The 24,734-nt window shown below is 57.3% G+C and carries 18 protein-coding genes; 6 read left to right on the forward strand and 12 right to left on the reverse strand.

The window, feature by feature from the left end; all coding sequences use genetic code 11:
* The first annotated feature begins 228 nt into the window (after positions 1-228).
* Entirely contained in the window at positions 229-2,046 is a 1,818-nt protein-coding gene (gene asnB / locus GGR27_RS08895; protein ID WP_168037068.1) for an asparagine synthase (glutamine-hydrolyzing), read from the forward strand.
* Between the two features lie 197 nt (positions 2,047-2,243).
* Here the strand turns inward: asnB and GGR27_RS08900 are convergent, their stop codons facing one another.
* Positions 2,244-4,523 (reverse strand): TonB-dependent receptor, encoded by a 2,280-nt coding sequence (locus tag GGR27_RS08900; RefSeq protein WP_168037069.1) that lies wholly within the window; start codon positions 4,521-4,523, stop codon positions 2,244-2,246.
* A gap of 230 nt (positions 4,524-4,753) precedes the next feature.
* The gene (locus GGR27_RS08905; RefSeq protein ID WP_168037070.1) at positions 4,754-6,184 is read right to left on the reverse strand and encodes a Gfo/Idh/MocA family protein; all 1,431 of its coding nucleotides are present in this window, start codon (positions 6,182-6,184) and stop codon (positions 4,754-4,756) included.
* 430 nt (positions 6,185-6,614) lie between these two features.
* Between GGR27_RS08905 and GGR27_RS08910 the strand changes: the two genes are divergently transcribed.
* On the forward strand, positions 6,615-7,007 hold the full coding sequence (locus GGR27_RS08910) for an ExbD/TolR family protein (protein WP_168037071.1): 393 nt from the start codon (positions 6,615-6,617) through the stop codon (positions 7,005-7,007).
* Positions 7,008-7,330: 323 nt separating this feature from the next.
* On the opposite strand, the gene GGR27_RS08915 is transcribed toward GGR27_RS08910, so the two are convergent.
* From GGR27_RS08915 to GGR27_RS08935, 5 genes are all read right to left on the reverse strand, one after another.
* Positions 7,331-9,214, reverse strand: a complete 1,884-nt coding sequence (locus tag GGR27_RS08915) for a peptidoglycan D,D-transpeptidase FtsI family protein (RefSeq protein WP_168037072.1) — start codon at positions 9,212-9,214, stop codon at positions 7,331-7,333.
* Positions 9,215-9,224: 10 nt separating this feature from the next.
* On the reverse strand, positions 9,225-9,749 hold the full coding sequence (locus GGR27_RS08920; protein ID WP_168037073.1) for a hypothetical protein: 525 nt from the start codon (positions 9,747-9,749) through the stop codon (positions 9,225-9,227).
* A 41-nt stretch (positions 9,750-9,790) separates the two neighbouring features.
* Positions 9,791-10,606, reverse strand: a complete 816-nt coding sequence (gene mreC / locus GGR27_RS08925) for a rod shape-determining protein MreC (RefSeq protein ID WP_168037074.1) — start codon at positions 10,604-10,606, stop codon at positions 9,791-9,793.
* Positions 10,607-10,722: 116 nt separating this feature from the next.
* Entirely contained in the window at positions 10,723-11,760 is a 1,038-nt protein-coding gene (locus tag GGR27_RS08930; RefSeq protein WP_168037075.1) for a rod shape-determining protein, read from the reverse strand.
* 405 nt (positions 11,761-12,165) lie between these two features.
* Positions 12,166-13,008 carry an NINE protein gene (locus tag GGR27_RS08935; protein ID WP_168037292.1) on the reverse strand — a complete coding sequence of 281 codons (843 nt, stop codon included), beginning with the start codon at positions 13,006-13,008 and terminating at the stop codon, positions 12,166-12,168.
* A gap of 288 nt (positions 13,009-13,296) precedes the next feature.
* On the opposite strand from GGR27_RS08935, the gene GGR27_RS08940 reads away from it, so the two are divergent.
* Together GGR27_RS08940 and GGR27_RS08945 are read left to right on the forward strand one after the other, a co-directional pair.
* Entirely contained in the window at positions 13,297-14,493 is a 1,197-nt protein-coding gene (locus GGR27_RS08940; RefSeq protein ID WP_168037076.1) for a molybdopterin molybdotransferase MoeA, read from the forward strand.
* A gap of 10 nt (positions 14,494-14,503) precedes the next feature.
* Positions 14,504-15,619, forward strand: coding sequence for an NTP transferase domain-containing protein (locus GGR27_RS08945; RefSeq protein WP_168037077.1), 1,116 nt, complete (start codon positions 14,504-14,506; stop codon positions 15,617-15,619).
* Here GGR27_RS08945 and recR read toward each other — a convergent pair.
* Positions 15,616-16,215: a recombination mediator RecR gene (gene recR / locus GGR27_RS08950; RefSeq protein ID WP_168037078.1), complete on the reverse strand. Its 600-nt coding sequence runs from the start codon at positions 16,213-16,215 to the stop codon at positions 15,616-15,618. The genes GGR27_RS08945 and recR overlap by 4 nt on opposite strands.
* Before the next feature lie 294 nt (positions 16,216-16,509).
* Between recR and GGR27_RS08955 the strand changes: the two genes are divergently transcribed.
* Positions 16,510-17,865, forward strand: a complete 1,356-nt coding sequence (locus tag GGR27_RS08955) for a dihydrolipoamide acetyltransferase family protein (RefSeq protein WP_168037079.1) — start codon at positions 16,510-16,512, stop codon at positions 17,863-17,865.
* A gap of 6 nt (positions 17,866-17,871) precedes the next feature.
* Here the strand turns inward: GGR27_RS08955 and GGR27_RS08960 are convergent, their stop codons facing one another.
* From GGR27_RS08960 to GGR27_RS20285, 3 genes are all read right to left on the reverse strand, one after another.
* Positions 17,872-18,552 (reverse strand): hypothetical protein, encoded by a 681-nt coding sequence (locus tag GGR27_RS08960; protein ID WP_168037080.1) that lies wholly within the window; start codon positions 18,550-18,552, stop codon positions 17,872-17,874.
* A gap of 84 nt (positions 18,553-18,636) precedes the next feature.
* Positions 18,637-21,726 carry a DUF4961 domain-containing protein gene (locus GGR27_RS08965; protein WP_168037081.1) on the reverse strand — a complete coding sequence of 1,030 codons (3,090 nt, stop codon included), beginning with the start codon at positions 21,724-21,726 and terminating at the stop codon, positions 18,637-18,639.
* A 206-nt stretch (positions 21,727-21,932) separates the two neighbouring features.
* Complete coding sequence (locus GGR27_RS20285; protein WP_168037082.1) at positions 21,933-22,805, reverse strand: RNA recognition motif domain-containing protein; 873 nt, start codon at positions 22,803-22,805, stop codon at positions 21,933-21,935.
* A gap of 403 nt (positions 22,806-23,208) precedes the next feature.
* On the opposite strand from GGR27_RS20285, the gene GGR27_RS08975 reads away from it, so the two are divergent.
* The gene (locus GGR27_RS08975) at positions 23,209-24,348 is read left to right on the forward strand and encodes a C40 family peptidase (protein WP_168037083.1); all 1,140 of its coding nucleotides are present in this window, start codon (positions 23,209-23,211) and stop codon (positions 24,346-24,348) included.
* Here the strand turns inward: GGR27_RS08975 and GGR27_RS08980 are convergent.
* Entirely contained in the window at positions 24,324-24,674 is a 351-nt protein-coding gene (locus GGR27_RS08980; RefSeq protein ID WP_168037084.1) for a 2TM domain-containing protein, read from the reverse strand. The two genes, GGR27_RS08975 and GGR27_RS08980, sit on opposite strands and share 25 nt — an antisense overlap.
* Between the last annotated feature and the right edge of the window lie 60 nt (positions 24,675-24,734).

Consider the following 24,734-nt stretch of genomic DNA (forward strand, 5'->3'; position numbering starts at 1 on the left):
AAAATTTACGGTACGGGGCGGTTGTGGTCGCAAACTACTGCTCAGGTACGTTAATGATGATTAACTTCCCCGCACGCGTCGGGCAGATATTATTATTTCTTTATTATGTTTCCGCACCCTTCGAAAAATCATTAGGGATTGGTTACATTCGCCCGTCTTTCCTTCCTTTTCTCCCCGTGCTTAGGGGCGTTTTCGGTTTCCAAAACAGTTTACACAAGACTTTCGCCCATGTGCGGTATTGCCGGCATCTACTCCCCAGTCGATCGTTTACCCCCTCAACATCTAGAAACATTCACGGACGCGCTGGCGCACCGGGGCCCCGATGGTCGCGGCTTCGCTTACCGCGAAGAAGGACGGCTCGGGCTGGGGCACCGACGACTGAGCATTCTTGACCTCGACGCGGCCAGCGATCAGCCATTCGTACGGGGGCACCTGACGATGGTCTACAACGGAGAACTGTATAACTTTATCGAACTCCGGCGGGAGCTAGAGGGATTAGGCCATCAGTTCAAAAGCAACGGTGATACGGAAGTCGTCCTGGCCGCTTATGAACAGTGGGGGGCTGACTGCCAGGCTAAGTTCAACGGTATGTGGGCCCTGGCGATCTACGATGAGCGGCGGCGGGAATTATTCCTCAGTCGGGATCGCTACGGCATTAAACCCCTGTACTATTTGCGAGCCCCCGGGCAGCCCTTTGCTTTTGCGTCCGAAACCTACGCCTTCAAGCACCTGCGGGGCTACGAACGGACTTTCGATGCGGCCAACCTTGCTCACTGCCTTAAGGATGTGCGCAGCTTCGGGGCTAAAAAGGAAACGGTGTTCACGGGTTTATACCAGCTTCCCCCCGGCCACTGCGCCCTGCTGGCGATGGATGGGCAATTAACGGTACGCCGGTGGTGGCACAACCGGGGCGAAATAACCCTGCCCGCGAGCCAACGGGAACGCACCGAGCGCTTTCGGGAGCTTTTTGACGATGCCTGTCGTTTACGGCTGCGCTCGGACGCGCCGCTTACGACCGCGCTCAGTGGAGGAATGGATTCCAGTAGCGTATACGCTAGCGTGACGGGATTACTCGGCCGGGGGGGGCTGCAGCGGGCGGGCGAAGCATCCCGCCGGGCTTACTGCCTCGGTTTTCCCGGGTCGCAGAGGGACGAGCGGAGTGACGCAAGACGGGTAGTCGACCACGTTGGCGGCGAGCTCAAGGAAGTTCTTCCGGTTTATGATCGCGATACCATTCTCAACGACACGCGCCAGTTCGATACCGTTTTTTCGGACCCTAATTTTATCGTCCGCCAGTTATACGCGGCCATGGCGGCGGATGGCTTTAAGGTGAGCCTGGACGGGCATGGTGTCGACGAAATGCTTTTCGGTTACCGGAACATGATCGATAGTCTGCTACCCTTCATCGCAAAAGAAGAACCGGAAACGTACAGTAATCTGCTGTACTTACGCCTCAAGATGGCTTCCTTCGGCACGGTCGATCCTGGCTTGGTCCTAAAGCGCGCTAAACAAACCGTTTGGCGTTTATTAGGCATTAACAAGCACACCGCACTTCCTGTCCCGACAGGACCACTGATGAGCCCGCAGGAGATAGTAAACACCTGTATGTTTGAAACCTACCTGCCGACCATTCTGCAAAATTTTGACCGCGCGAGTATGGCCGAAGGGGTGGAAATACGAACGCCTTTTCTTGACTACCGCCTGGTGGAATTCTGCCTCGCCCTGCCACTGGAAGATCTACTCAGCGGTCAGCACACAAAAATAATTCTTCGCCGTGCGATGAATAAACGGTTACCAAAAAAAATCTGCTGGGCGCAAAAGAAAGTGGGTCTTCAGGCACCGATGGATGATTTATTCAACGGACCACTCAATGAATTTGCGCTGGATTTAATTCGTAGCAAAGTACTACTGGAAAGTCCTCACTGGGATGGCCGGCAACTGGCGAATGATCTGGAGGAGAAATTACGCCTCATGAAATTTCGGCAGAGTGACGGGTACCGAATTTGGCCCGTACTGAGCACGCTTTTAATTAATAACGAAGCGTGATGAGACGGAAGTGCTCCGGGAAGTACGCGGTAAGTTAACCGCCCAGAGATTGAAGACGCTGTTTTTAAAGTCACCGTTATGGATTCGGACGTGCCGTTATCAATTGATGGCACCATGCCCCCTCGGAATACGACTACCACCGGCCGATGAAGTTGATTACCGCGCCATGGGTCGCCGACGACGATCCGTCCGCGCACTCACCAAGCATAGTTAACCCCAACCGTCAGGTTCAACCCCGGCGCATCCGCGAAATACCGCTGGCGGTCCAGGTAGTCCCGGTACGTTGTGTTTAGCACGTTTTCGCCCGCGACCCGGAAGGTGAGGATATTTTTGTTGATCAACTTCCACGCGTACCCGACGGATAAATCCACCAGCGAATATCCCTCCGGCGGTGGTAGAATGTCCAGTTCAGCATCGACGTTCCGCTGCTCGAAACTGTGGTAGAAGCCAGCACCGAGCGACAAGCCCGTCCAGCGGTCGCCGGGTTCGTAGCTAAGGCCGGCGCGGAAATTAGTCGGTGGGATGAATACCAAACCCTCCTTGCTCCGTCGGTCTTCCCCCCGCACCTGCGACAGCGCCCCCGATACCTTTAAGTCAGCCCGGACTTGCCAGTAACCTTGGACGTTGATCCCGTACAACAAAGCATCCGCCGACCGGTAGCGAAAAACCGGGAACGCGCCGCGAATCGTCTGGCGAAGTATTTCCTGGGGCTCCAGAAAAATAAAATCGTTGATGGGCTGCGCGAATACCGTAGCGCTGACCCCCAGCCTAGGTCCGCTGATCAGGGTGCTGGCGGATATTTTGAGTGACTTTTCCATCCCCAAGTCCCGGCTTCCTTCCTCGATTCCGCTCACCCCCTGGTGCAGTCCGTTACTGTACAATTCATTGATCTGCGGCGCGCGCTCCCGGTAGGTTAAGCCACCGCGCAGGCTCACGGCGTCCGTTATTTGCCAGCGGGATTCCGCGCTCGCCCCGACGCTGTTGTAGGTGTGTTCGAAGCGCTCGATCGGGTCCGGTGGCCGGGGTACTTCCCGCGAGATCGTGATGGCCTCGAAAAATTGGCGGTCGAAACGCAGGCCGCCGTGAAACTGAAAACGCCCCCGCTCGCGGTGAAAAGCGAGGTAGCCGGAGGCGCGGTGGCTGTTGTAATCGGGGAGGAGCGGCAAAATCCCCGTCTCGGGTTGGTTGCGGTTGGCGGTGTTGTCGTACTGCACGCTCGCGTCCAGGTGCTGACCCGGGCCGAGCTCGCGGTGCCAGGTTCCTTCCACGAAATGACTCGTTTGCAGCAGCGACAGGGCCGGTACGTCTTCCCGCCCGCCCCGCCGTACGTCGAATTCCTTGCGGTCGTTCAGCTGGCCGCCGTACTTGAGGCTCATACGATTGTCTTCGTTGGGCCGAAATTCCGTTTCCGCCTTGACGAAGTGGTGGCTGACCCTTTGGCGCGGGCTGGACAACCGCGCACTAAATGTATCCTCGGTAAAAAAGGGCACCGCCCGACCGATGGCTTCTTCCAGGTCGGTCAAATTCCCGATGTGTGCGCCGCGCAGCACGCCGATTTCGGCGTTAAAAGTAGATAGGTACACGCGGCTCGTCCACCGCTCGGAATGAAAGCGCGCCAGTTGAAGCGCGGCGTCTCCTTCCCGGCGGCCGGTGTTGCGGAGGTAGTAGGCGGGCGTGCGTTGGTCGCCGCGCAGCTTGCCCGTCAGGCTCAACCGGTAGGCCGTCTTACCCCCGTTTGAAACCCGGGCGTTGGCCACGTTGCCGAAGCCATTACTCTGAAAGGTATAGGCGGCTTTGCCCGAAAAGTCTTCCGTTTCCCGCAGCGGTGCGGGTTCAATCAGGACGGTCGCCCCGGCCGTCGGCCCGGCGTACTTTAAGGCTTCGACGCCCTCTACGACACGTACGTAGGCGGCTACCCACGGGTCGATTTCCGGCGAGTGGTCGTTGCCCCACTGCTGCCCGCTCTGCGCGATGCCGTTGTTCTGAATGCTCAAGCGGTTGCCGAAAAGGCCATCGTAGACGGGTTTGGCCGCGGCGGTCCCGGTGCGTAAAGTGGAGACGCCGGTGAGTTGCTCCAGGCCGTCGGCGAGGTCGGCGGTGGCGCGGTTGTCCTGTTCTGCCCCGTGCTTTTTAAAGGCCTGGGCGGCTACGGTAACGGTCTCGACGTAATTATCGTGGTGGTGGAGGTAAACGGTGATTTGCGTGTCGCGGGCCAGGGTAATTTCGCGTGTTTCCCCGTCGCAGCCAATGTGGGTGAAGTTGAGAATTTCGGGGCCAGACGTGAGCCCTTCAAGAACGAAGTAGCCGCTGGAATCCGCCGTCACGCCGAGTCCATTATTCTGGGCGTAGACCGTGCCGTAGCTGAGCGTTTCGGAATCGTGCTCGCTCAGTAGGTAGCCACTCAGGGTAACTTGGGCGCGGACGCTGGTGCAGAGGAAAAGCGCAAGGAGCGAAAACAGGGCGTTGCGGATGGGCAAGGAAAAGGTGATTGGTGAACGTCAACTATCGGTACCGTAACGTCGCTACCGGCGGGCAAAGGTATTGCGGGGAGCTCAATGACCGTAGTTAATCTGTCTTTTTGCCCTTCTTGACGAAGCTTAACTGAACACTCGCCCCGTGGGCACTCACATCGGTTCGGGCGCTTCAGTAAGGCTCATTAAACAACCTAGGTATGTTTCCCAACCAGTTATTACCGTAGGTGAAGGACTCAAAAATCTCTAAGCTTCCGGTTTCCCACGAAAGCATTCATCTCGTCCACGTTCGTGACCTTCATGTTCGCGCCGTCCCACTCCAGGCGCGTCCGGCCGGGAATGTCGTAGGCGTCCGGCTTATCGGCGGTGGGCTTGGGGTAGCGCTCGTTGTAACCCCGTACGGCCAGGTTACCCATCAGGATGGTCTCGGTCAGGGGACCGGCTTTACCGAGGTGAGAGCTCGGTTGGTAGCCCTGCAGGATACCGTCGACCCAATCTTGCTCGTGGAAGGTGGTTACTCGCGGGAGGGTTTTCTCGACGGTGATCTGATCGTTCAGAGACAGGGGTAGCAGGCGGGGGTTATTGCCGTAGGTATCGGCCATAAGTTTGCCCCGGGTGCCTTCCATAATGATGCCGCCGCCCCATTCGCCCATTTCTTCGCCGGCTTCCAGTTCTTCCGGGCGGTTGGGTAGGATGCCCCCGTCGGTCCACTCCAGCTTGACGGGTGGTTTGTCGCCGCGCGCCGGGAAGTTGAGCAGGATACGGCTGGCCATCGGGCAGGTCTCCGGATTGTAGTCGGCCGACCAGTTCTGGCTGAAGACCTGCGCTACGCTTGCTTCCGCGCTGTCCGGATAGCCCAGTTCGAGGATGTAAAAGGGCGTGTCGATGATGTGGCAGCCCATGTCGCCGAGCGCGCCGGTGCCGAAGTCCCAGTAGCCGCGCCAGGCGAATGGGTGGTAAGCTTCGTGGTGCGGGCGCATGGCGGCGGGGCCGAGCCAGAGGTTCCAGTCGAAGTGGTCGGGTGCGGGGGTGGTGCCGGCTGGTAATTTGCCGCCCTGGGGCCAGATCGGGCGATTCGTCCAGGCCTTGATGGTGTGGACGTCACCGATCAAACCGGCCTCGTACATTTCTTGCGTGCGGCGGATGCCCTCCCCGCTGGCACCCTGGTTGCCCATCTGGGTGATGAGTTGTGGGTTGGATTTCGCCATTTCGGTCAGCGCCCGCACTTCCGCGATGGAGTGGGCGAGGGGCTTCTCGACGTACACGTGTTTACCAAGCTCCATACTCGCCAGGCCGGCAATGGCGTGGGTGTGGTCGGGCGTGGAGATCATGACCGCATCGAAATCACCACCCTTCTCGTCCAGCATCCTACGGAAGTCGCGGTGGTAGCTGGCGTTGGGGTACCACTCCCGGGCGTCCTTGGCCATCACGTCGTCTACGTCACACAGCGCCGTGAAGTTGATGTTTGTCCCTTTGGTCCGCAGATTATCCATGGTGCCCCGTCCCCTGCCACCGGCGCCGATGGCCGCAATGTTGACGGTATCGCTCGGTGCGGTGTAGCCCGGACCGCCGAGGACGTGGCGGGGCACGATCATGAAGCCGGCGGCGGCCGTGGCGGTTGTCTTTAAAAAATTGCGGCGATTGGTGCTGGTGGTGGATTTCTGCATGGCTCGAACGTAGCTTGTGTGGTGTGAGGTTGAAGATACAATTTATGCCTTAGCTAAAGTATGGCGCAAAGAATAGTCACTCAGCGCACTGACCGAAGTACTGCATCCTGCTAGGCAGGTATCGAAGTAGACCAAACCTAGTTGAAGAGACGGCACCGCTAAGAATACGGGGCACCCGATTACCGAAACATACAATAATGGCACCTAGCGATAGTTATGCTCCTATTCCCACGTAGTGGGAGAAGGTGTTTAGAAAAGGCGATATTGCGTCCGATTACCACGGTGGAAAAAAGTACGCTCATCACGCCAACCTTTTCGTTGCTGAGTACTAAGATGTTATTACACAAAAGAACCTCAATCGAAGTCTACTAATTTACCACAGACCACAGACCACAGACCACAGACCACAGACCACAGATCACCTTCCCCCATGGGCTTAAAAAAACGCAACAAAGTAAACGCCGAGTTCAGCATGTCTTCCCTGACGGACATCATCTTCCTCTTACTTATCTTCTTCATGCTCACCTCCACGGTAGTTGCCCCCCACGCACTGAACCTGAAGATGCCCGGCCGCTCCGACACCCCCGCGAGCCCCAGCACCAGCAACCTCGATGACGTTCGTATCGACACCGACGGCAGCTTCTACCTCAACGACCGCCGCATCGCGCTCGCCGAACTCGAAGGACAACTCAACGCCAAAGCCAATCGGGATGCTTCCATCTTAATCTCACCCGACCGGGAAGCGCCGGTGGAAGGCGTAGTTGCGGTGATGGACTTGGCCATGCGCCTCAACATCAACGGCGTGTTGGCTGCGGAAGAATAAGGCACGGACTAAGAGCATATTGGGACTTGGCCTTCCGGCCTTGTTTTGGCCACTTTTGCGCTGGTTTTCGTTAACAAAATCCTCATTTAGCTATGGCTAAACTCCGGTTTTGCTGCCTCAACCATCATAAAACTGTCTCACCACGCAGTAGCAGCGTAGCTAAAACCGACCAGGAACCCAAAGTCCCAACATGTTCTAAGAGAACCTACCGAATGGCATCACGAAACGCAAAGATTTACCACGCACCCTAATCCCAATAAATTAACCTCTTGCCTACCGATTCATTATCTACCGCCTACCGCCTACCGCCTACCGCCTACCGCCTAATTAAACTCCCGAATAGAACTCTCCCCCCGCCGCGTCATGTCCGTTTCGTACATCCGCGTCTCCAAGTATTTACGTCGCTTAGAAATGTCTCCTTTGAGGTACTTCTCAATCATCAGGCTAGCAATCGGCGCGGCGATCGTACCCCCGTACCCCCCGTTCTCGATGTAAACGAGGATGGCGATTTTCGGCTCTTCCATCGGTGCGAAGGCAGTGAAGACGGAGTGGTCACCGTTCGTATTTTGCACCGTCCCCGTTTTGCCGCAAACTGCGATGTCCGGTATGTTAGCCCGACGTGCCGTTCCGTTGAGGACCGTCCCGCGCATACCCCGCACCACCGTCTCGAAGTGCTTACGGTCAATGTCGATGTCGTGGCGTTCGACGGTCACCGGGCGGACGACGGATTCATTACCCTCTTGGAGCCGCTTTACTAGGTGAGGCGTGCGCCAGAAGCCCCGGTTGGCGATAGCGGCGGTAAAATTGGCGATCTGAAGGCTGGTCATTTCAAATTCCCCCTGCCCGATGGCCAGACTACGAATCCAGATGGCACGCCAGTACTGTTCGTCCTTGAAGCGTTCGCCGTAATACGCCGCCGTGGGCAGGAAGCCACTAATCTCCCCCGGGAAGTCGACACCGAGTTTCGAGCCCAAACCGAACTGCTCCAGATACCCGGTGAACCGGTCTAAACCCCGCACCGGCGACAGCGTCCCGAACTCGTTAATGTTTTCCAGCCACACCGTAACGAAGTAGTTGTTGCAACTCTGCGCGATCGCTTGCTCCACGCTGCCGATGTAGGGATGGTTGTGGCAACCCAGCAACACGCGGCCGCCGCTACGGAAGCCACCGTGGCAGGCTATTCCGCGGTCGCGTTCGAGGGTGCCAGTCTGCATTCCGATCAGCGCGACCAGGTTTTTAAACGGCGAACCCGGCGCGTATTTACCGTTGATCGCACGGTTAAGCAGCGGTTGTAGAGTGTCCCGCTGGAGGGTCGTGAAGGCCTGGCTCCGCTGGCGACCGATTCTGAGGGTATTCGGGTCGTAGGTGGGGGCGGAGATGAGCGCCAAAATCTCGCCCGTGGCCGGTTCCAGCGCGATCACGGTTCCGACCTTGTTAACCATCAGGCTTTCTCCGTACTGCTGTAAATCTCGGTCGATCGTAGTGATTAGGTTGGACCCCACGATGGCGTCTTCTTCCGCTTTGATGTTGCCGACGTCCCGGCCGAGGCGGTCCAGGTACTGCCAGCGTTTGCCCTTTTTACCCCGGAGGTGGCGCTCGTATTCGTACTCTACCCCCGAGATGCCGTGGTAATCACCCACGTCGTAGGCCCCCTTCCCCCGGTCGACCACCCCCTGGCTTACCTCACCCATGTAGCCGAGCACGTGGGCGGCCACGCCGTTGGGGTAGTTCCGCGAACTGCGCAGACTGGCCGTGATGCCGGGGAAGCGAAACAGGTTTTCCTGCAGCGTGGCGTACTGCGTCGGCGCTACGTTCGGGAGGAAGATGAAGGGTTTGCTCTTGCTGTATTTAGGGGCCCAGACTTTTGGGATCGCGTTTTCGAAGTACTCCGGCGTGATTTTAAGGAGACGGCAAAATTCTGAAGTATCGAAACGCTCGTGTTGCTTGATGAATTTATTGTAGGTCATCTCGATCTGATAGACCGGGACGTTATTCGTGAGCAATTTCCCCGTTCGGTCCAGCACCAAGCCGCGGGCGGGGTAGAGGCTCTCTTTGCTGTACCCGACCCGGTCCGCCCGCTGCTGCCAGTACGTGCTGGTCACCTGCAAGTGAACGGCTTTCCCAACGAGTAGCACCGCAATCAGGACAAAAATTATCCGAATCGCGACGACGCGAAAATTATCACTGTTGGATTCGATGCCTTCCATAAAAATGAGATCAGATACGCGGACGCAATAAAGTAACGAATACCATACAAACTACCCAGGATACCGGCAGGGAAACAACCGTCTTCAGCGCAATCGACCGCCAGAATACCGGAGAGAAGGCTTCCATGCTGAAGTACCAAATCAGGTACACCCCCAACATCATACCGACGTACTTCATCCACCAACTGAAACCCAGGTCGCGCCCTTCCGGACTTGCCTTGACTTTAAACCCGTCCCGGGGTTCCAGTAAACGAAGCACGAACTGCCGTGCGTACCCCGTAAACGTAGCCGCCGCCATGTGTACGCCGAGCGACTCGTAAAATAGGTCAGTGCCGAAGCCGAGTAGAAAAGAAAAAACCACGACCAGCGGAAGGGGCGTCCGCAGTGGTAACAGGGCAATGAACAACGGGCTCACTATGATCGCCAATGATGCCGCCCCGCCCAGGCCAAGGCTGACTTGGCGAAACAGAATCACCTGCACGAACAGCAACAACACGAAGCGGACGACATTACTGATCGGATCTGAACCCCCCATTTAATTATTTGATTTTCTTAAAACCCTGCGGTTCGGTGTAGCTATTCTGTGGCTAGGTCGCTCAGTTCATCCTTGAATAAGTCCTGGACGACGAAGACGTTGGACTCCTCGACTGGCTTATTCGACAAAGCTACCGTAAGGTTTTGACTACCCGTGCCCGGTTGAACCTCACTGTCTACCACGAAACCGATCACCTGGTGCGTAGGAAATACGTTTGAGTACCCGGTGCTGAAGATCGTGTCTCCCGCCTGCACTTCAATGTAGTCCGCAAGATCGGTGACGGTTACGTAGCGGGGGTCCCGCCCGTCCCAACGCAGGGTCCCGAAGGCGCCGGACGCCAGACCGGCGCTGATGCGAATACTCTGGTGCAAAACGGAGAGCACGCGCGCGTGGTTCCCCGTCACCTGGTCCACAATTCCCACGATCCCGGTAGGACTGACGATTCCCTGGCCGGGGCGCACGTCCAGGTTTTTTCCCCGGTCGATGATCAGCGTATTGTTCGGCCGGTAGGGGGATCGGTTGACGACGTGGGCCGTCAGGAAATTGTAGCGCTGGACGAAAGTTTCGTCGCGGAAGCTATCCACGATCCGTTCGGTGGCGTAGAGCGACTCGGGCGACTGCTGCCGTAACCGAGCTACCTCCTGGCGCAGCGCCTCGTTCTCCTGCTCGAGGTCCAGGTAGCTCCGTGCCGTTTCCGTCGCGCTCCGGACCGACCCCGCCCGGATGCTCCACGTCTCGGCCGCAATCGCCTTCTGGGGGCTGTTAAAACTGATGATGCAATACAAACTCAGGAGCTGCAACGCCACGAAGGTGAAGAAACTGCCGTTGGTAAAAAAGATGCGGAGAAGTTGCTGCATTATTTAAGCTGACGTGGGCTCGGTCTGGTTTATTTGGTCCGGGGTCAATAGTCTGTAGCATCCATGACTATAGACTATTGACCACAGACTCTAGACCAAAGACCTACTTCTCCCCCCTAGCTAACACTAGAACTAGGCACCAAAATACTCTTGTACCGCCGAGTATCCGCCAGCGCCTTGCTCGTGCCCCGCACGACCGCCGTCAGGGGGTCTTCGGCTACGTGAACGGGTAATTGGGTCTTCGCGCTAAGCCTTTTGTCCAGTCCGCGCAGCAACGCACCACCGCCGGTCAGGTACAGGCCGGTGGAGTAAATATCACTGGCCAGTTCCGGCGGTGTCGTCTCGAGCGCCCGGATGACGGCTTCTTCGATAGCGATAATGGATTCGTCGAGCGCCGCGGCGATTTCTTTGTAATTAACCGTGATCTGCCGGGGGATGCCGTTGAGCAAATCGCGCCCGTTCACGGCGTAATCCGCCGGAGGGTTGTCTAACTCCGGCAGGGCGGAACCAACGGCGAACTTGATTTGCTCCGCCGTGCGCTCCCCGATCAGGATGTTGTGGGTACGGCGCATGTGGTTGACGATGGTTTCGGTGAACTCGTCGCCGGCCGTGCGGATGGATTGGTCACAGACGATGCCGGAAAGCGCGATGACGGCAATCTCCGTCGTGCCGCCCCCGATGTCGATGATCATGTTGCCGATGGGTTCTTCCACGTCGAGGCCGATGCCGAGCGCGGCGGCCATGGGTTCGTAGATGAGGTAGGTTTCTTTGGAGTCAACGCGGGCCGCACTTTCGAAAACGGCGCGCTTCTCCACCTCGGTGATGCCGGAGGGGATGCAGATGACCATTTTCAGGTGAGTCAGGAAAGATTTGCGGGTGCCGATCATCTCGATCATGCCCTTGATCATGTGTTCGGCGGCACGAAAGTCGGCGATTACGCCATCCTTTAGTGGTCGGATGGTCTGAATATTTTCGTGCGTCTTCTCGTGCATCTGCATGGCCCGCAGGCCCACCGCGATGGTTTCTTGTGATTTACGGTCGATGGCAACAATGGAGGGCTCGTCGATGACGACAACCCCGTTCTCAATGATGAGCGTGTTGGCTGTGCCCAGGTCGATGGCCAGGTTCTGCTGAAAAAGGTTGAATAACCTCATGTAAGTCGGGTTGTAAAATAGATAGGGAATACTGAATCTGACCGAAGCGCGGTCGCCGGAAGAAGTCTGATGCCGGTGGGTAAACGCTCCGTTTGGCGCTCACGGTCGCCGGGGCCACCTGTCGGCTAAAAGTCGTGCTGAGTGGTTGCGGACCGGCGATATTGAGGGGGGAAAACACTTCGCTAGCCGGTAAGCTGCAAAAGTCGCTAATCGTGGGCGTAAAACCTTGACCTTCCGCTACTTTATGATCGAAATTTTTAATTATCTCGAAGCTCACTTTGGGCGTAGGGAAAGCCGCAATGCTCTAACATCCGGTATTCACCTTTTTTGCTACGGTCAGGCGCGGCCGCCGGTGCCGGGTAGGAAGGGACAGGAGCGGAGGATTAGCTCGCCGCAGACCAGCCATCAGGCCAACAGACGCTCTTTCTGCAACTGATATTCCTGCGTTGTCAACACCCCGGCGTCGTGCAGTTCCCGCAGGCGGCTGATCTGCTCCAGCAGGTCACCATCCACGGACGCACCGGTGGTGGTCTGACTGGGTGGGGGAGTGTTGAAGTCAGTAATGGTTTCGGGCTCGGGGTTTCTCTTTTCGGTGGGTGGCACCGGCGTAGTCGCGTCGCGCTGCCCGTGGTCGGTCACGTAAGCGCGGCGGCGGTAGTTGTTCGCTCGGAAACGGTCGAAGGCCGGTAGCTTGCGCAGAGCGCCCAGGGCGGGGTGCTTTTCGATGCGTTCGGGTTTTGGCAGGCCGAAGGTAACGGAAAGCTCCAGGTGGTGCAGGGTTTCCGGGTACCGACCGAGTTGGGCGTAAGAGCAAGCGAGGTTGAAGTGGCTACCCGGGTCACTGTAATCCACCGAGATGGCCTCGGTAAAGGCCTCGGCGGCTAAGTCGTAGTCCGCGCTGCGGTAATAAGTGATGCCCTCGGCTTTGAGTTGGCTGCTGTCGCCCATGGCGGGTTGTTGGTTAGAGATGGGAAATGTCGGCCGCTCGGCGGTTGGGTCGTAGCGGTCGTGCCACGTTCGGGACGGCATGGCGAACCAGAGAATGCCCGTCAGGACGGGAATGACCGCCGTGGAGATCCAGGCGATCGCGAGTAGGGCTTCCGGGGCACCGACCACCGAAATGAAAACGGAAAGGGTAAAGAGCGCAAATTGCAACGCACCCGTCCACCACCGGCCAATATAAAACTGGTGCGCCCCGAAAAGACCAAGGAAGATCGCCAGTAAAGCGCCTACGTTTCTGTTCAGCATGGAGGGTAGGGGAGAAAAGGTCTTGCGTTCGGGACGGTAACGCGCCAGTAATTTAGACGTTCAACCGCCGGGCAAAATTGTGCGGGTTAGGCGTTGGCTTCCCCCCCCTAAATGCGGTAGCGGATGGGCCCGGGCGTAATCGTCATGCGTTCGTGCGTTATTACCCTGCATCTACGGCCGCGCCCCCATTCCTTACCTTAAGGTACTCTCGAACATTAGAACGCCCGGTAACCGAACGTTGGAACGGGTCAGTATTACTAAATGAAACGGCCACCGTACCTTGCCCCCATGCCCGAACTCTGCTCCCGCGACCGCGCCGAAATTCTGTTAGCCCACCAAGTTTTTGCCTGGGGGGAAGAAGAAGTGGCGCTGTCGCGGGTGCAGGGTAGGATACTGGCCGAGCCGCTCGTCGCAGACCGTGACCAACCCGCGTTTAACCGGGTCGCGATGGACGGAATTTCCGTGCAGCACGCAGCCTACGCGCGGGGCCAACGCTTTTTCGTCCGCGAACGCGTCCAGGCCGCGGGCCAGCAACCAACACCACTCGTCGACGCTAGCCGCTGCATCGAGATTATGACGGGCGCACCCCTGCCGGCGGGTTGCACGACGGTCGTTCCCTACGAAGTGCTCCGGGAAACAGCCGGTGGGTACCACCTACCCGAGGGTATCCTGGACAACGCGAACATCCACGCCCGGGGCAAAGACGCTCAGCGGGGTGAACACCTCGCTCCGGTCGGGACGCGCGTCGACGTAGCCGCGGTCGGGATGTTGGCGAGCTTCGGTTACGCCACCGTCCGCGTAAAAAGACTTCCGCGCGTCGCCATCATCGCTACCGGCGACGAGTTGGTCAACGTCGACCAGCAACCGCAACCACACCAGATACGCCTCTCGAACCTCTATCAACTGTCCGCTGCCCTCGCGAAAAGGGGGTACGTCGCCAGCCAGCATCACCTCCCCGACGATCCAGGCATCCTCACTAAAGACCTCGGACGGATTATCGAGCACAACGATGTTGTCATCCTGAGCGGTGGCGTGAGCAAAGGAAGATTCGACTACGTACCCTCCGTGCTCGAAGCGCTTCGCGTCGAGAAACTTTTTCACGGTGTCGCCCAGCGCCCCGGCAAACCTATTTGGGCGGGCCGGAACGGGGAAACCATGGTGTTCGGACTGCCGGGTAATCCTCAGTCCAGCCTCTCCTGTTGCTTGGCTTACGTCATTCCTTTCCTCGACCGCAATACTGGGTGCGAACGCGCGCCGGTTTACGCCGCGCTTGCCGTGCCGGTCGACTTTAAGCCCAACCTAACCTTGTTTTCCTACGTTAGGCTGGCGGCCGACCCCGCCACGGGGCAACTGTTGGCAACTCCCGTCAAGCACGCCGGTTCCGGTGATGCGGCGAGTTTGCTGCGCGGCGGTGGTTTCCTAGAATTACCGGCCGGCAAGAACCGTTACGAAGCTGGCGAAGTTTACCAAGTCCGGAAGCTCTAAATTATCAACCATGACCCACCACAAACACCCACCGATTGCGCGACGAACACTTGGCAACTACGCCCGGGTCGAATTCTCGTTCGTCGGCACGACCTGTGAGCGCATTGATGGCTGGCTCTCGGAATGGGGGCAGACCTTGGCAACTGAGATGAAGGTTCTGACCGTCACCGGAGACCACGGTACTTCGCTACCCGGCAGGAAGTCGCAACACGGGTCGAAGTTATTCGAAACATCCGACCGCTGGAATGATTTTGACGACAAGTTACTCGGCAGCCAGTACGATTTAGCGCTAATCAACGGAAATCATTACCCCGGTGCGGCGCAAATCGTGTTCATCGACGGCAAGAAAGCCAGTACGTTGAAGCGGAGAAAAGACCAACTGACGAACGTCTTCACAATTGTGCTCTGCCCCGGGGAAAAAACCATCCCCGCCTGGCTGAAAAAGCACGTTGGTGAAGACCCCATCGTGTACCAATTTTCGGAGTGGTTGAAGCGTGGGCTTACGATCTTGCGTAACTACGCCGTTGCCCGCTTACCAACCGTCAAAGCCCTCATTCTGACGGGCGGAAAGAGTACGCGCATGGGAAAAGATAAGGCGAGCCTCGTTTACCGCAACGGAGAAAATGAGGCGAAACGACTCGCCAGGATTTGTGAGGAAAAAGGACTGAAAACCTACTTTAGCGTCAGTGAAGCGACCGGCCAGGAGAATGAGATTAACGATCGGTTTGTGGACCTGGGGCCGATGGGGGCCATCGCTTCGGCGTTTATGGCCGATCCGGAATCCGCCTGGCTCGTTCTGGCGTGCGACCTGCCACTGGTGGCCGAGAAGACGGTTGGCCAGTTATTGGCGCAGCGCGATCCCTCCCGTTTAGCCACGGCGATCCGAGGCGCCAGCCAGCCGTTTCCCGAGCCCCTCATCGCGCTGTACGAACCACGCGCTTACGGGCGGTTGCTGCAGTTCCTGAGTATTGGCCACGCGTGCCCGCGAAAAGTTTTGATTAACAGCGATGTTAAAGAGATCGTTTTGGAGGATGAGGCACCCCTCACGAACGCTAACACACCGGCGGAGCGGGCGGGGGTCTTAGCTCTTCTGGAGCAAGGAATCGACGGCGCGCCTCCCCTTTAGAGCTGCGTTCGCGCCACGATGGATCGGCCGAGCGTCACCTCGTCGGCGTATTCCAACTCCCCGCCGAAGGAAACACCCCGGGCGATGTTACTGACGGCTACGTCGACGCTCTCCAGTTGCCGATTAATGTAGAAAATAGTCGTATCGCCTTCGATCGTCGGGCTAATGGCCATGATTATCTCCCGTGCCTCCGGGTGCTGAGCGCGTTGAACGAGCGTGTCGATGTTGAGATCGGAAGGGCCGACGCCTTCGATGGGCGCGATCACGCCGCCGAGCACGTGGTAGAGGCCGCGGTACTGCTGCGTCTCTTCGATGGCCATCACGTCACGAATGCTCTCCACGACGCAGATCAGCGATTGGTCGCGGCGCTGGTCGCGGCAGATCGAGCAAACGTGCTGGTCGGACAGGTTGCCACAGGTCGTGCAGTGCTGAATGTTGGCGCGCATCGTGCTGATGGCTTGAGCGAAGTGTACACTCTCACTGGGTGGCTGCTGAACGAGGTGGAGGACGAGGCGTAGGGCCGTTTTTTTTCCGATGCCGGGGAGGCTGGCAAAGGCGTTCACGGCTTCTTCGATCAGGAGGGAGGAAAATTGCATGCGGCTTGTATTCGATTACCTTGGTGGCGTACGTAAGTAACAACGGAAAGGTAGAAAGGTCAACTGGGGCGTCGGAATTATCTGGCGGAACGACCATAATTTAGTGGCGCGGTCTCGCTGGCTATCGGAGGTGCAAAGTTGTGGGGAAGCGGTCGCAAATACGTACGAAATCCAGCGCGGGGAGAACCCTTCCCGCCAAGTTTGTTTATATCCTAAATAAAGGGCAAATTTGCCCTCCGATTACATAACGATACGTACAGGGTGGTTTACCCACCCACTAAAGACTGAAACAACATGGCCGAGATTATCCGCATGCCCCGTATGAGTGATACGATGGAAGAAGGCAACATCGTAGACTGGCTCGTCGAAGAAGGCGATAGCGTAGAACCCGGCCAAACCCTGGCGGAAGTAGAAACCGACAAAGCCACGATGGAGCTCGACTCCTATTTCGAAGGCGTCCTACTCCACATCGCCGTCAAGGAAGGGGCCGTCCCTATCGACGGTATCATCGCGATTATTGGTGAAGAAGGCGAAGACTGGAAAGCCGCCCTGGAAGCCGCCGGCAGCGACGGTGGTAGCGCCGCCGAAAAGCCAACCGAGGAAGTCGAAGCCGCCGCGGAAACGACCGGCGCCGCAACCGAAACTACTTCCGAGTCCGCCCCCGCCTCCAACGAGCGCATTAAGGCAAGCCCGCTAGCTAAAGCGATGGCCAAAGAAGCCGGAATCGACCTTTCCACCATCACCGGCACCGGTGGCAACGGCCGCATCGTCAAGAGTGACGTTGAGGGGGCCGGCGGAGCGGCCAAAGCCGCACCCGCAAAAACCGCTGCACCCGCGCCCGCGCCCGCGCCCACGCCAGCACCGAGCGCTCCCGTGGTGCAAGCCGCCCCCGTCGGTTCCGCCGCCCCCGCTTCCGCCGCACCTACACCAGCCGCCAACGTACCCGCCTTTGCGTTCAACTCTGGTGGTGATAATTTCGTCGACACGCCCGTCAGCCAAATGCGTAAGGCGGTCTCGCGCCTGGTTAGCAACAGCAAGTTCACGGCCCCGCACTTTTACGTGACGGTCGAGGTTTTCATGGACAAATCCTGGGAATTCCGCAAGAAGATCAACGAAGTCGCCCCGGTAAAAATTAGCTTCAACGATCTGATCGTTAAGGCCAGCGCGACTAATCTACTCAAGCACCCCATCATCAACTCTAGCTGGCAGGGCGAGACGATCCGCGAAAACAAGGACGTACACATCTCCGTCGCCGTCGCCATCCCCGACGGACTCATGATGCCCGTCGTGCGCTACGCCAACATGAAGTCCCTCAGCCAGGTGAACATCGAGGTCAAGGAACTCGTCGGACTGGCCAAGGCCCGCAAGCTCGGCAACGAGCAGATGACGGGGAGTACCTTCTCCATCTCTAACCTGGGTATGTTCGGTATCGAAGAGTTCACCGCCATCCTCAACCCCCCGAACGCCTGTATTCTTGCCGTTGGTGGTATTCAGGACAAAGCCATCGTGCGCGACGGTGCCGTTGTGCCCGGAAAAGTAATGAAGTTGACGATGAGCTGCGACCACCGCGTAGTGGACGGCGCTTCCGCCGCGGCCTTCCTCAATGACATGAAGGCTAGCCTGGAAAACCCAATTCGTTTGATGGTCTGACCTTTCTTACACTAAGGCACGGTAGCAGCGATTGATAAAGTCCAACGCTGCCGGCTCGACGGAATAACGACTCAGATGGGGGAGGCCGATAATGACGGCTTCCCCTTTTTTTGTGCTCGCGCGGAGGTAACTGCGGCCGAGATACGGTTCCGTTGTCTCCGTTTTTAGATCGAGCAACTTCAGCATGCCGGCGTAAGCACTGACCGGGCCGTTGCCGATGCAGAGGATAATTTTGGGTCGGTACCGTTGGAGAAATTGTTCGTGAAATTTACTTACGTCCAGTGCGTCCAGACCAAAGCGTTTCAACTGCGCGGTATCGGCGGCGCGCTGGAAGAACCAGTTCGTGCAAAAAGCTGCTTCTAACGGCGCCATCTCACCCAGTGTAAGATCGAGCGTGTGTCGGATCAACTTGCGGGCACGGGAGTAAAAGGGAGAGCTGGTAGAGGCATCGCGGTAGGTATTGAAACCCGCGGATAATTTTTCCGGGGCGGGGTAGGAGCGCCCCACCGCTCCGTAAGGCTTCAGACCGCAGAAGTACACGCCGCGCTGAACGGCTGATGCCGGATCACTCAGGTAGATTTGGAAGGATTGCCTGCGGAGGTTAGTAGCAACGGTGAGTTGCTTCAAAGACAGGTTATCAGCCAGGGCACCTAGGTGCTCCTGTACTTCGATCTCTTCTACGTTCATAGCTATTCAGGTAATTCGCTCTTTACCGGCACCTTCAGCGGACACGCGGGAGACGTATCTGCTGAAGTGAGCGGTGATAAAGGTCTACTGGACAATTATCTTCTTCACTGCAGTCCCGGTGCCATCCGTAAGTCGGAGTAGGTAGAACCCGGGCGCAAGCGTTCCGGTGTTTACACGAACCTTATTTAGGCCGCGCGTGCCGTAGCGCTGGTCCAAAGTGGTAATGCCGCGTCCGTTTAGGTCGAGAACGTCGATGCGTATCTGCTTTGCGGTGGGTAAACTGAAGGAAATATTCAGCGGGCCGGAAGTAGGGTTAGGCGCGACCGTGAGGGATAAACGTTCCACCTGGCGATCGTTGAGCGAAGTCGTTAACTCACCACCACCCTGGCGGATTTCACGGGATAGGTAAAGCCGGTATTCACCGGGTTCGAGCATAACGGGGGCAGCTGGGTTAGCGATCGTCTCCATTTGTTCAGCCGCGTAATTGTACCAGTCTCCGGCAGCGGGAAACACATTCGTTGCCGCGGCAGGCGTGACGCCAAAATTACCGACGATTACAACCTCACCGTCGTTACCCCGCAAGTGAAGGCGTTTCGTCGCGCCACCGAGCTGCTGCTCGACAACTTCATCGTGGAAAAAGTCAAAGTTGTTGCGTAAGTAGTTGAGGTCCGCGATCCAGTTGTAAACGTCCTGCCGGTCAGTTTCCTCGCGGTAGCCCCAACGGATGGGTTTGTTACCCGTCCGACAACTCTCATTGACGGACCCATCCTCGCAGTAGTTGATGGAGAAGTCATAACCGAGCTCGCCAAACTGCCAGAGCATCTTCGGGCCTGGCAGGGTATAGAAAAAAGTGCTGGCGAGTTCGACTCGGTCCAGGCCGGTTGCTTCTTCCCTGATGTCATAGCCACCATCGCGATTTCCAAAAGACTCATTTTTGAACTGCATCCGTTCCTCGTCGTGGCTTTCCATGTAGGCGATCAGGTTGCGATCACTCAAGCTCCGGTTGACCGCCAAAGCACCGGAAAAATCACTTTTATTATCGTCGTGGTAGCCCATTGAGGCTTCGAGGTAGTTATCATGCGGGACGAAGCCAGACCAGAAGTACATGTCGTTGCCGTACTGCGCGAGCTCTTCTTCTTCCCGGGCTTCCGCTAGGTGCTCCATGATCATGTACGTTTCGTCATCCACGCTCCACACGTGGTCCGCGTAATCCTTAAGGATGGCGACGCGACCTTCATCGTAGCGGCTCCAGGCGTCTACGTCATCACCGTAATCAGTCTGGGTAAACCCTTTAGTAAGGTCCCAGCGGAAGCCATCAATACGAAACTCTTCGAGCCAGTAGGCCGTCGTGTTTTTGACGTACTCCTTCGTTAGTTCGCTCTCGTGGTTGAAATCGTAGCCGACGTTGAAGGGATGCGTGGCCGTGACGTTCAGGTAAGGATTGTCCGCCGTGGGGCGGAACTCGTCTTCATCCCACCACATGCGCGCTAATGGGCTCTGGCCAAATGCGTGGTTATAGACAATGTCCAACACGACGGCCAGGCCCCGCTGGTGGCAGGCGTCGACGAAAGCTTTCAAGTCTTCCGGGCTGCCGTAATATTTATCCAGCGCCATGTGAAAGCTCGGGTTGTATCCCCAGCTCAGGTTCCCCTCAAACTCATTGACCGGCATGAGTTCGATGGTGTTGACGCCGAGGCGTTCCAGATAATCCAGCGTATCGATTAGAGTGGTGAAACTGTGGTCCTCGATAAAATCACGGACGAGTAGCTCATAAACCACCATCTTTTTGGGGTCCGGGCGTTGGTAATCCGCCGCGCTTTGCCATTCGTAGCTAGGGCGCTGGCGCCGGTGCCAGGTTAGTATGCCGGAAGCATTGTCCCGTGGGTAATCCGGAATACCCGAAAACGTCGTCTCAGCAATGAACCGGTCATTGAAAGGATCGAGCACTAATTTACTGTAGGGGTCCGGCTGTACAATGTCGCCGTCGATGAGGTAGTTATAAATCAAGTCACCCGCCTGGGGTAGGTCCGTAAGCTCCAACCAGAATGTGCCGTTGTCACTCGACCTATTCATCCGGGTCGCGGCGGTGGGGGCAAAATCGTTAAAATTGTGCGCAACGAACACGTCCGACTTGCCGGGTGCGCGGAGGAGTAGCGTAGTACTCCCGTCCGCGAGGTCCGTCGCTCCGGGTTGTAACCCAGCCGGGGGGTCAGCGATCGCCGGATCGCCCGTAACGAAAGTTACCCGATCTACGGCGGTTTCGCCGAGGTAAGTTGCGGTGATCGTGAAGGTGGTGACGGACTCGGCCCCAAGCGGCAGGGTAAATTCAAAATTCGGCCCCTGACCGGTCACTTCTACGTTCGAACCGCTCTCCAGTTGCAGCGTTGCGTCGATAAAGGACGTCGCGAATAGCGTGACCGTACTGTTTGGAGCGGCCTGAACGATGTTGTTGCTGGGCGAAGTAAATTCAACCTCCAGACGGGCAGTGATGGCAAATGAATCTCTCGCCGTTCGCCCATCTTCCGTAGTTGCTACGAAAAGGACGGTGTGCGCTCCGGGCGTTGTGAAGATTATTTCTTTAGCTAAATCAGTACCCACCGTAGTGGCTACCAACGAATCGTTGTCAAAAATTTCTAACGTACTAGCCACGGTCGCGCCCAGTTGAACGGGTAGTGACTTACCGAGGGCCCAGAATTCTTGCTCCGGATCACCGACCGCCGTGATGCCCAGGGCATCACCACCTTTACTCACGTCGATGAAGATATCTCCCCCCCCGGAGGCTTTACCTTCAATTGTGCCATCCGCGTTGCGGAAGACGAGCCCGATCTGCTTGATGGTTTCGCCCGCAGGCACGCTAAAATACTCCCGTACCGATGGCGTGTAAGTATAAGTGTACTTATTGGCTTTTCCCGCCACCGGGGTCATCTTCCAGGCGTCATCGGCAACTGCCCAGGTGGTGACCGTGTAACGCCATTCGTTACTTACGTCCGTGATGACGCCGGTGTGCAGGTAGACATCGCACTGGCAGTCGGCAAGCCCACCCGTCCCCTGGGTAGCATCGAACGTGATGGTTACTGCTTGGTCGTCCGTCGGCGCGGCCGGGCTGGTGGTGATGATCTGCGCGGGTAGTGAAACCGTTGCCAGAAGGCAGAGCGAGAGTAAAATATTTTTCATGGTCATCGTTTCTGGTCTACTCAGTAGAAAATGGTCTAAATTGAAAATTGGTCAGGACAGCGGAAGGCTAGCGTAACACAATATAGGGAGATTTGCTTTTCTCACTAGCTTCGGAAGGAGTAACACAAAAGCGCCCGCGGCGAGGTGCCGGGGCGCTTTCTTATGCGTAAGAACTGTTAGTCCTGTTGCGTGACTTAGTCCTGAAACTAGTCGTTGCCGTTGTTGAAACGATTAGTGTCGCTTGAACGATTGATGCGTGGCCGACGACTGGGGCCGTAGTTGCTATCGTTGCTAACACGGCGCTCGTAGTCATCGGAACCGCCATCACGGCCGCTTCCGCTACCACTACCGCCGCTACTGTTGCCACCGCGATCATAGCGACTTCCGCCGCCACCGCCACTGCCACCGCGGTCATAACCGCCACCGCCGCCGGAGCCGCCGGAGCCGCCGCGATCGTAGTTGCCGCCACCACCACCGCCGCCGCCGCCGCGGTCATAACGACCGCCACCGCCACCACCGCCGCCGCGGTCATAACGACCACCGCCACCGCCGCCGCGATCATAGCCGCCACCACCGCCACTGCCGCCACGGTCGTTTCCGCCGCCGCCACGGTAACCGCCGCCACCGCCGCGATCATTTCCGCCGCCACGGTAACCACCGCCGCCACCGCCACCGCTGTAACCGCCGCCGCCGCCACTACGGCCGCCACCGCCGCCGTAACCGCCACCGCCGCCACTGCGACCGCCGCCACCACCGCCGTAGCCTCCGCCACCGCCGCCGTAACCGCCACCACCGCCGCCGCCACGGTTGAAGCCTCCGCCTCCACCGCCGCCGCCGCCTTGGCGTTCGTTTTCTTTGACTACAATTGTACGACCATCTAGGTCGGATTGATCCAGGGCTTCGATAGCCGCCTTGGCCTCTTCCTCGTTGGGCATTTCAACGAAGCCGAAACCACGTGAACGGCCGGTCTCGCGGTCGAGGATAATTTTTACGGACTCTACTTCTCCGTACGCGCTAAACGTATTTTGGAGGGCGTCCTCGTCGGTATCCCAGCTCAGCCGGGCAACAAATAAATTCATAACAAAAAGGGAAATGATAAAATGAAAAAAAGGATGAAAACAAGAAGCGGGGAAAAGAGCAAGAAAAAAGCTCGGATCAAGCATCAAAAATTGAAATCTGAAAGGTGCAACCTACTGAGATCCGCTAGAACTCGTATGAGATGTTAACAAAATTGCCGAAACAAGTTCGCGAACACTACGTGAAAGTACAGGAAAATGCTGGTTTTCCGGCGGTTTGTTTTAATTTATCCGGTATTATTAGTATGCAAGTCAAAATAAATGTTGTTTTTTCACTACCATTCCACAAACGGAACTTCCCGCTCGGAGAGGGCCAAAAAGTCCCCGTCCGGGACAAAATACTCGATTAAGCGCTATGAATCCATACCTATTTTTTTGCCTTTGCGTGGCGGTGACTTCTTGTACGATGCACGCGAAACCCGCGGCTGCCGACCACGCAGCCGCTCTGGAAGAATTATCCAAACGATTCGCACCCGATAAGCGGACTGATAGGCTAGTAGCCGCAGTTACGAACGGAAGCATCGAGGGGTACACGACGCTTGTGGCTGGCCAAAATGCGTTGGATAGTTTGGCGGGAGCTAGTAAGGAACTGGTAAACAATGTCCGGCTCCTGCCCGATACCGCCGTCGGTGACCGCAGCGTCGGGGTAATCAAAGTTTCCGTAGCTAACCTCCGTAGCCGCCCCGGTCACAACCAGGAGCTCGCTACTCAAGCATTGCTGGGGACGCCCATACGGGTGCTCGACGAGCAAGATGAGTGGTTTTTAGTCCGTACCCCCGATGGCTACTTGGCGTGGCTCGAGCCCGGTGCATTCGTCAGCATGACGGGGGAAGAGCTGGCGGCGTACCAGCGAGAAGACCTTCGGATGGTCGATGGTGAAACACGCGCGGTTACCTCCAACGACGAATACCGTGACGTGCTGAGTGCCATTACTCCCGGCGGGATTATCGCTGCGCGGGCGCCATCTAGTCGTTCCGGCCAGTCGGTAGCGCTACCCAACGGTGACCGAGGTACCGTGCCTGCCAAAGATCTGCACACATTCAAAGAATGGGCTAATCCACGAGAATTAAAATCCCAAGAACTGGTCAACACCGCGCTACGATTCAGCGGGCAGCCCTATTTGTGGGGTGGTACCAGCCCCAACGGGATGGACTGTAGTGGCTTCACTAAAATGGTCTACTACCTCAATGGGTTTGTCATTCCCCGGGATGCCAGCCAACAGGTACACGCTGGAACGGAAGTACCCTTGACGGAGGATCTGGCTAATCTAGCGGTAGGAGACTTGCTCTTTTTCGGTGCCATCCGCGACGACGGAAGTCAGCGCATCACACACGTCGGTTTCTACCTTGGCGCCGGCCGGCTGTTGCACGCGGGTGCGGATAATGGGAGAATAACGGAGAACAACTTGATTGCGGGGGAGCCGCTCTATAACGCCCTGCGCCGGAAAACCCTGTTGAGGGCAAAAAGACTTACCCCCGGTACGGATGGCGTAATTACCGTGGCCGACGCCTTTGCGAGGATTCACACCAAGTCTTCTTCACGGTAGGGTTTGTTGGTTTGTAACTCTTTGAGCTCCATGCCTGGGTAACGGTCTTCAAGATCCGGCAGGGGCTCGAGTTGCTCCTGCTGGTGCGTGCTGTCCGCGTCGCGGAGCGGCCCGTACAAACTCAGGCCCTGCAGAATAACCCCTATTCCCCAACCCAGCATCGGCCAGTAAAACCACCAGGCGCCGAAGGCAGTCGTCGCGTTCAGCACGAAAAAGAACAAGCTCATGACCACGTACGTACGCAAGTGTCTCTTAAAGTCTTGTTGCTTTTCAACCAGAGACTTTTCTTCGTAAGGACGGGTTTTGGGTGTTTGGCGGCGAGACATAAGCGGCGGAAGTTTGTGTAATAAGGTAACGACTTTTCCAGCTTTTTGGCGTGAGTAAGC

Origin of the sequence: Neolewinella antarctica (assembly GCF_011927835.1) — a bacterium.
GTDB lineage: Bacteria > Bacteroidota > Bacteroidia > Chitinophagales > Saprospiraceae > Neolewinella > Neolewinella antarctica.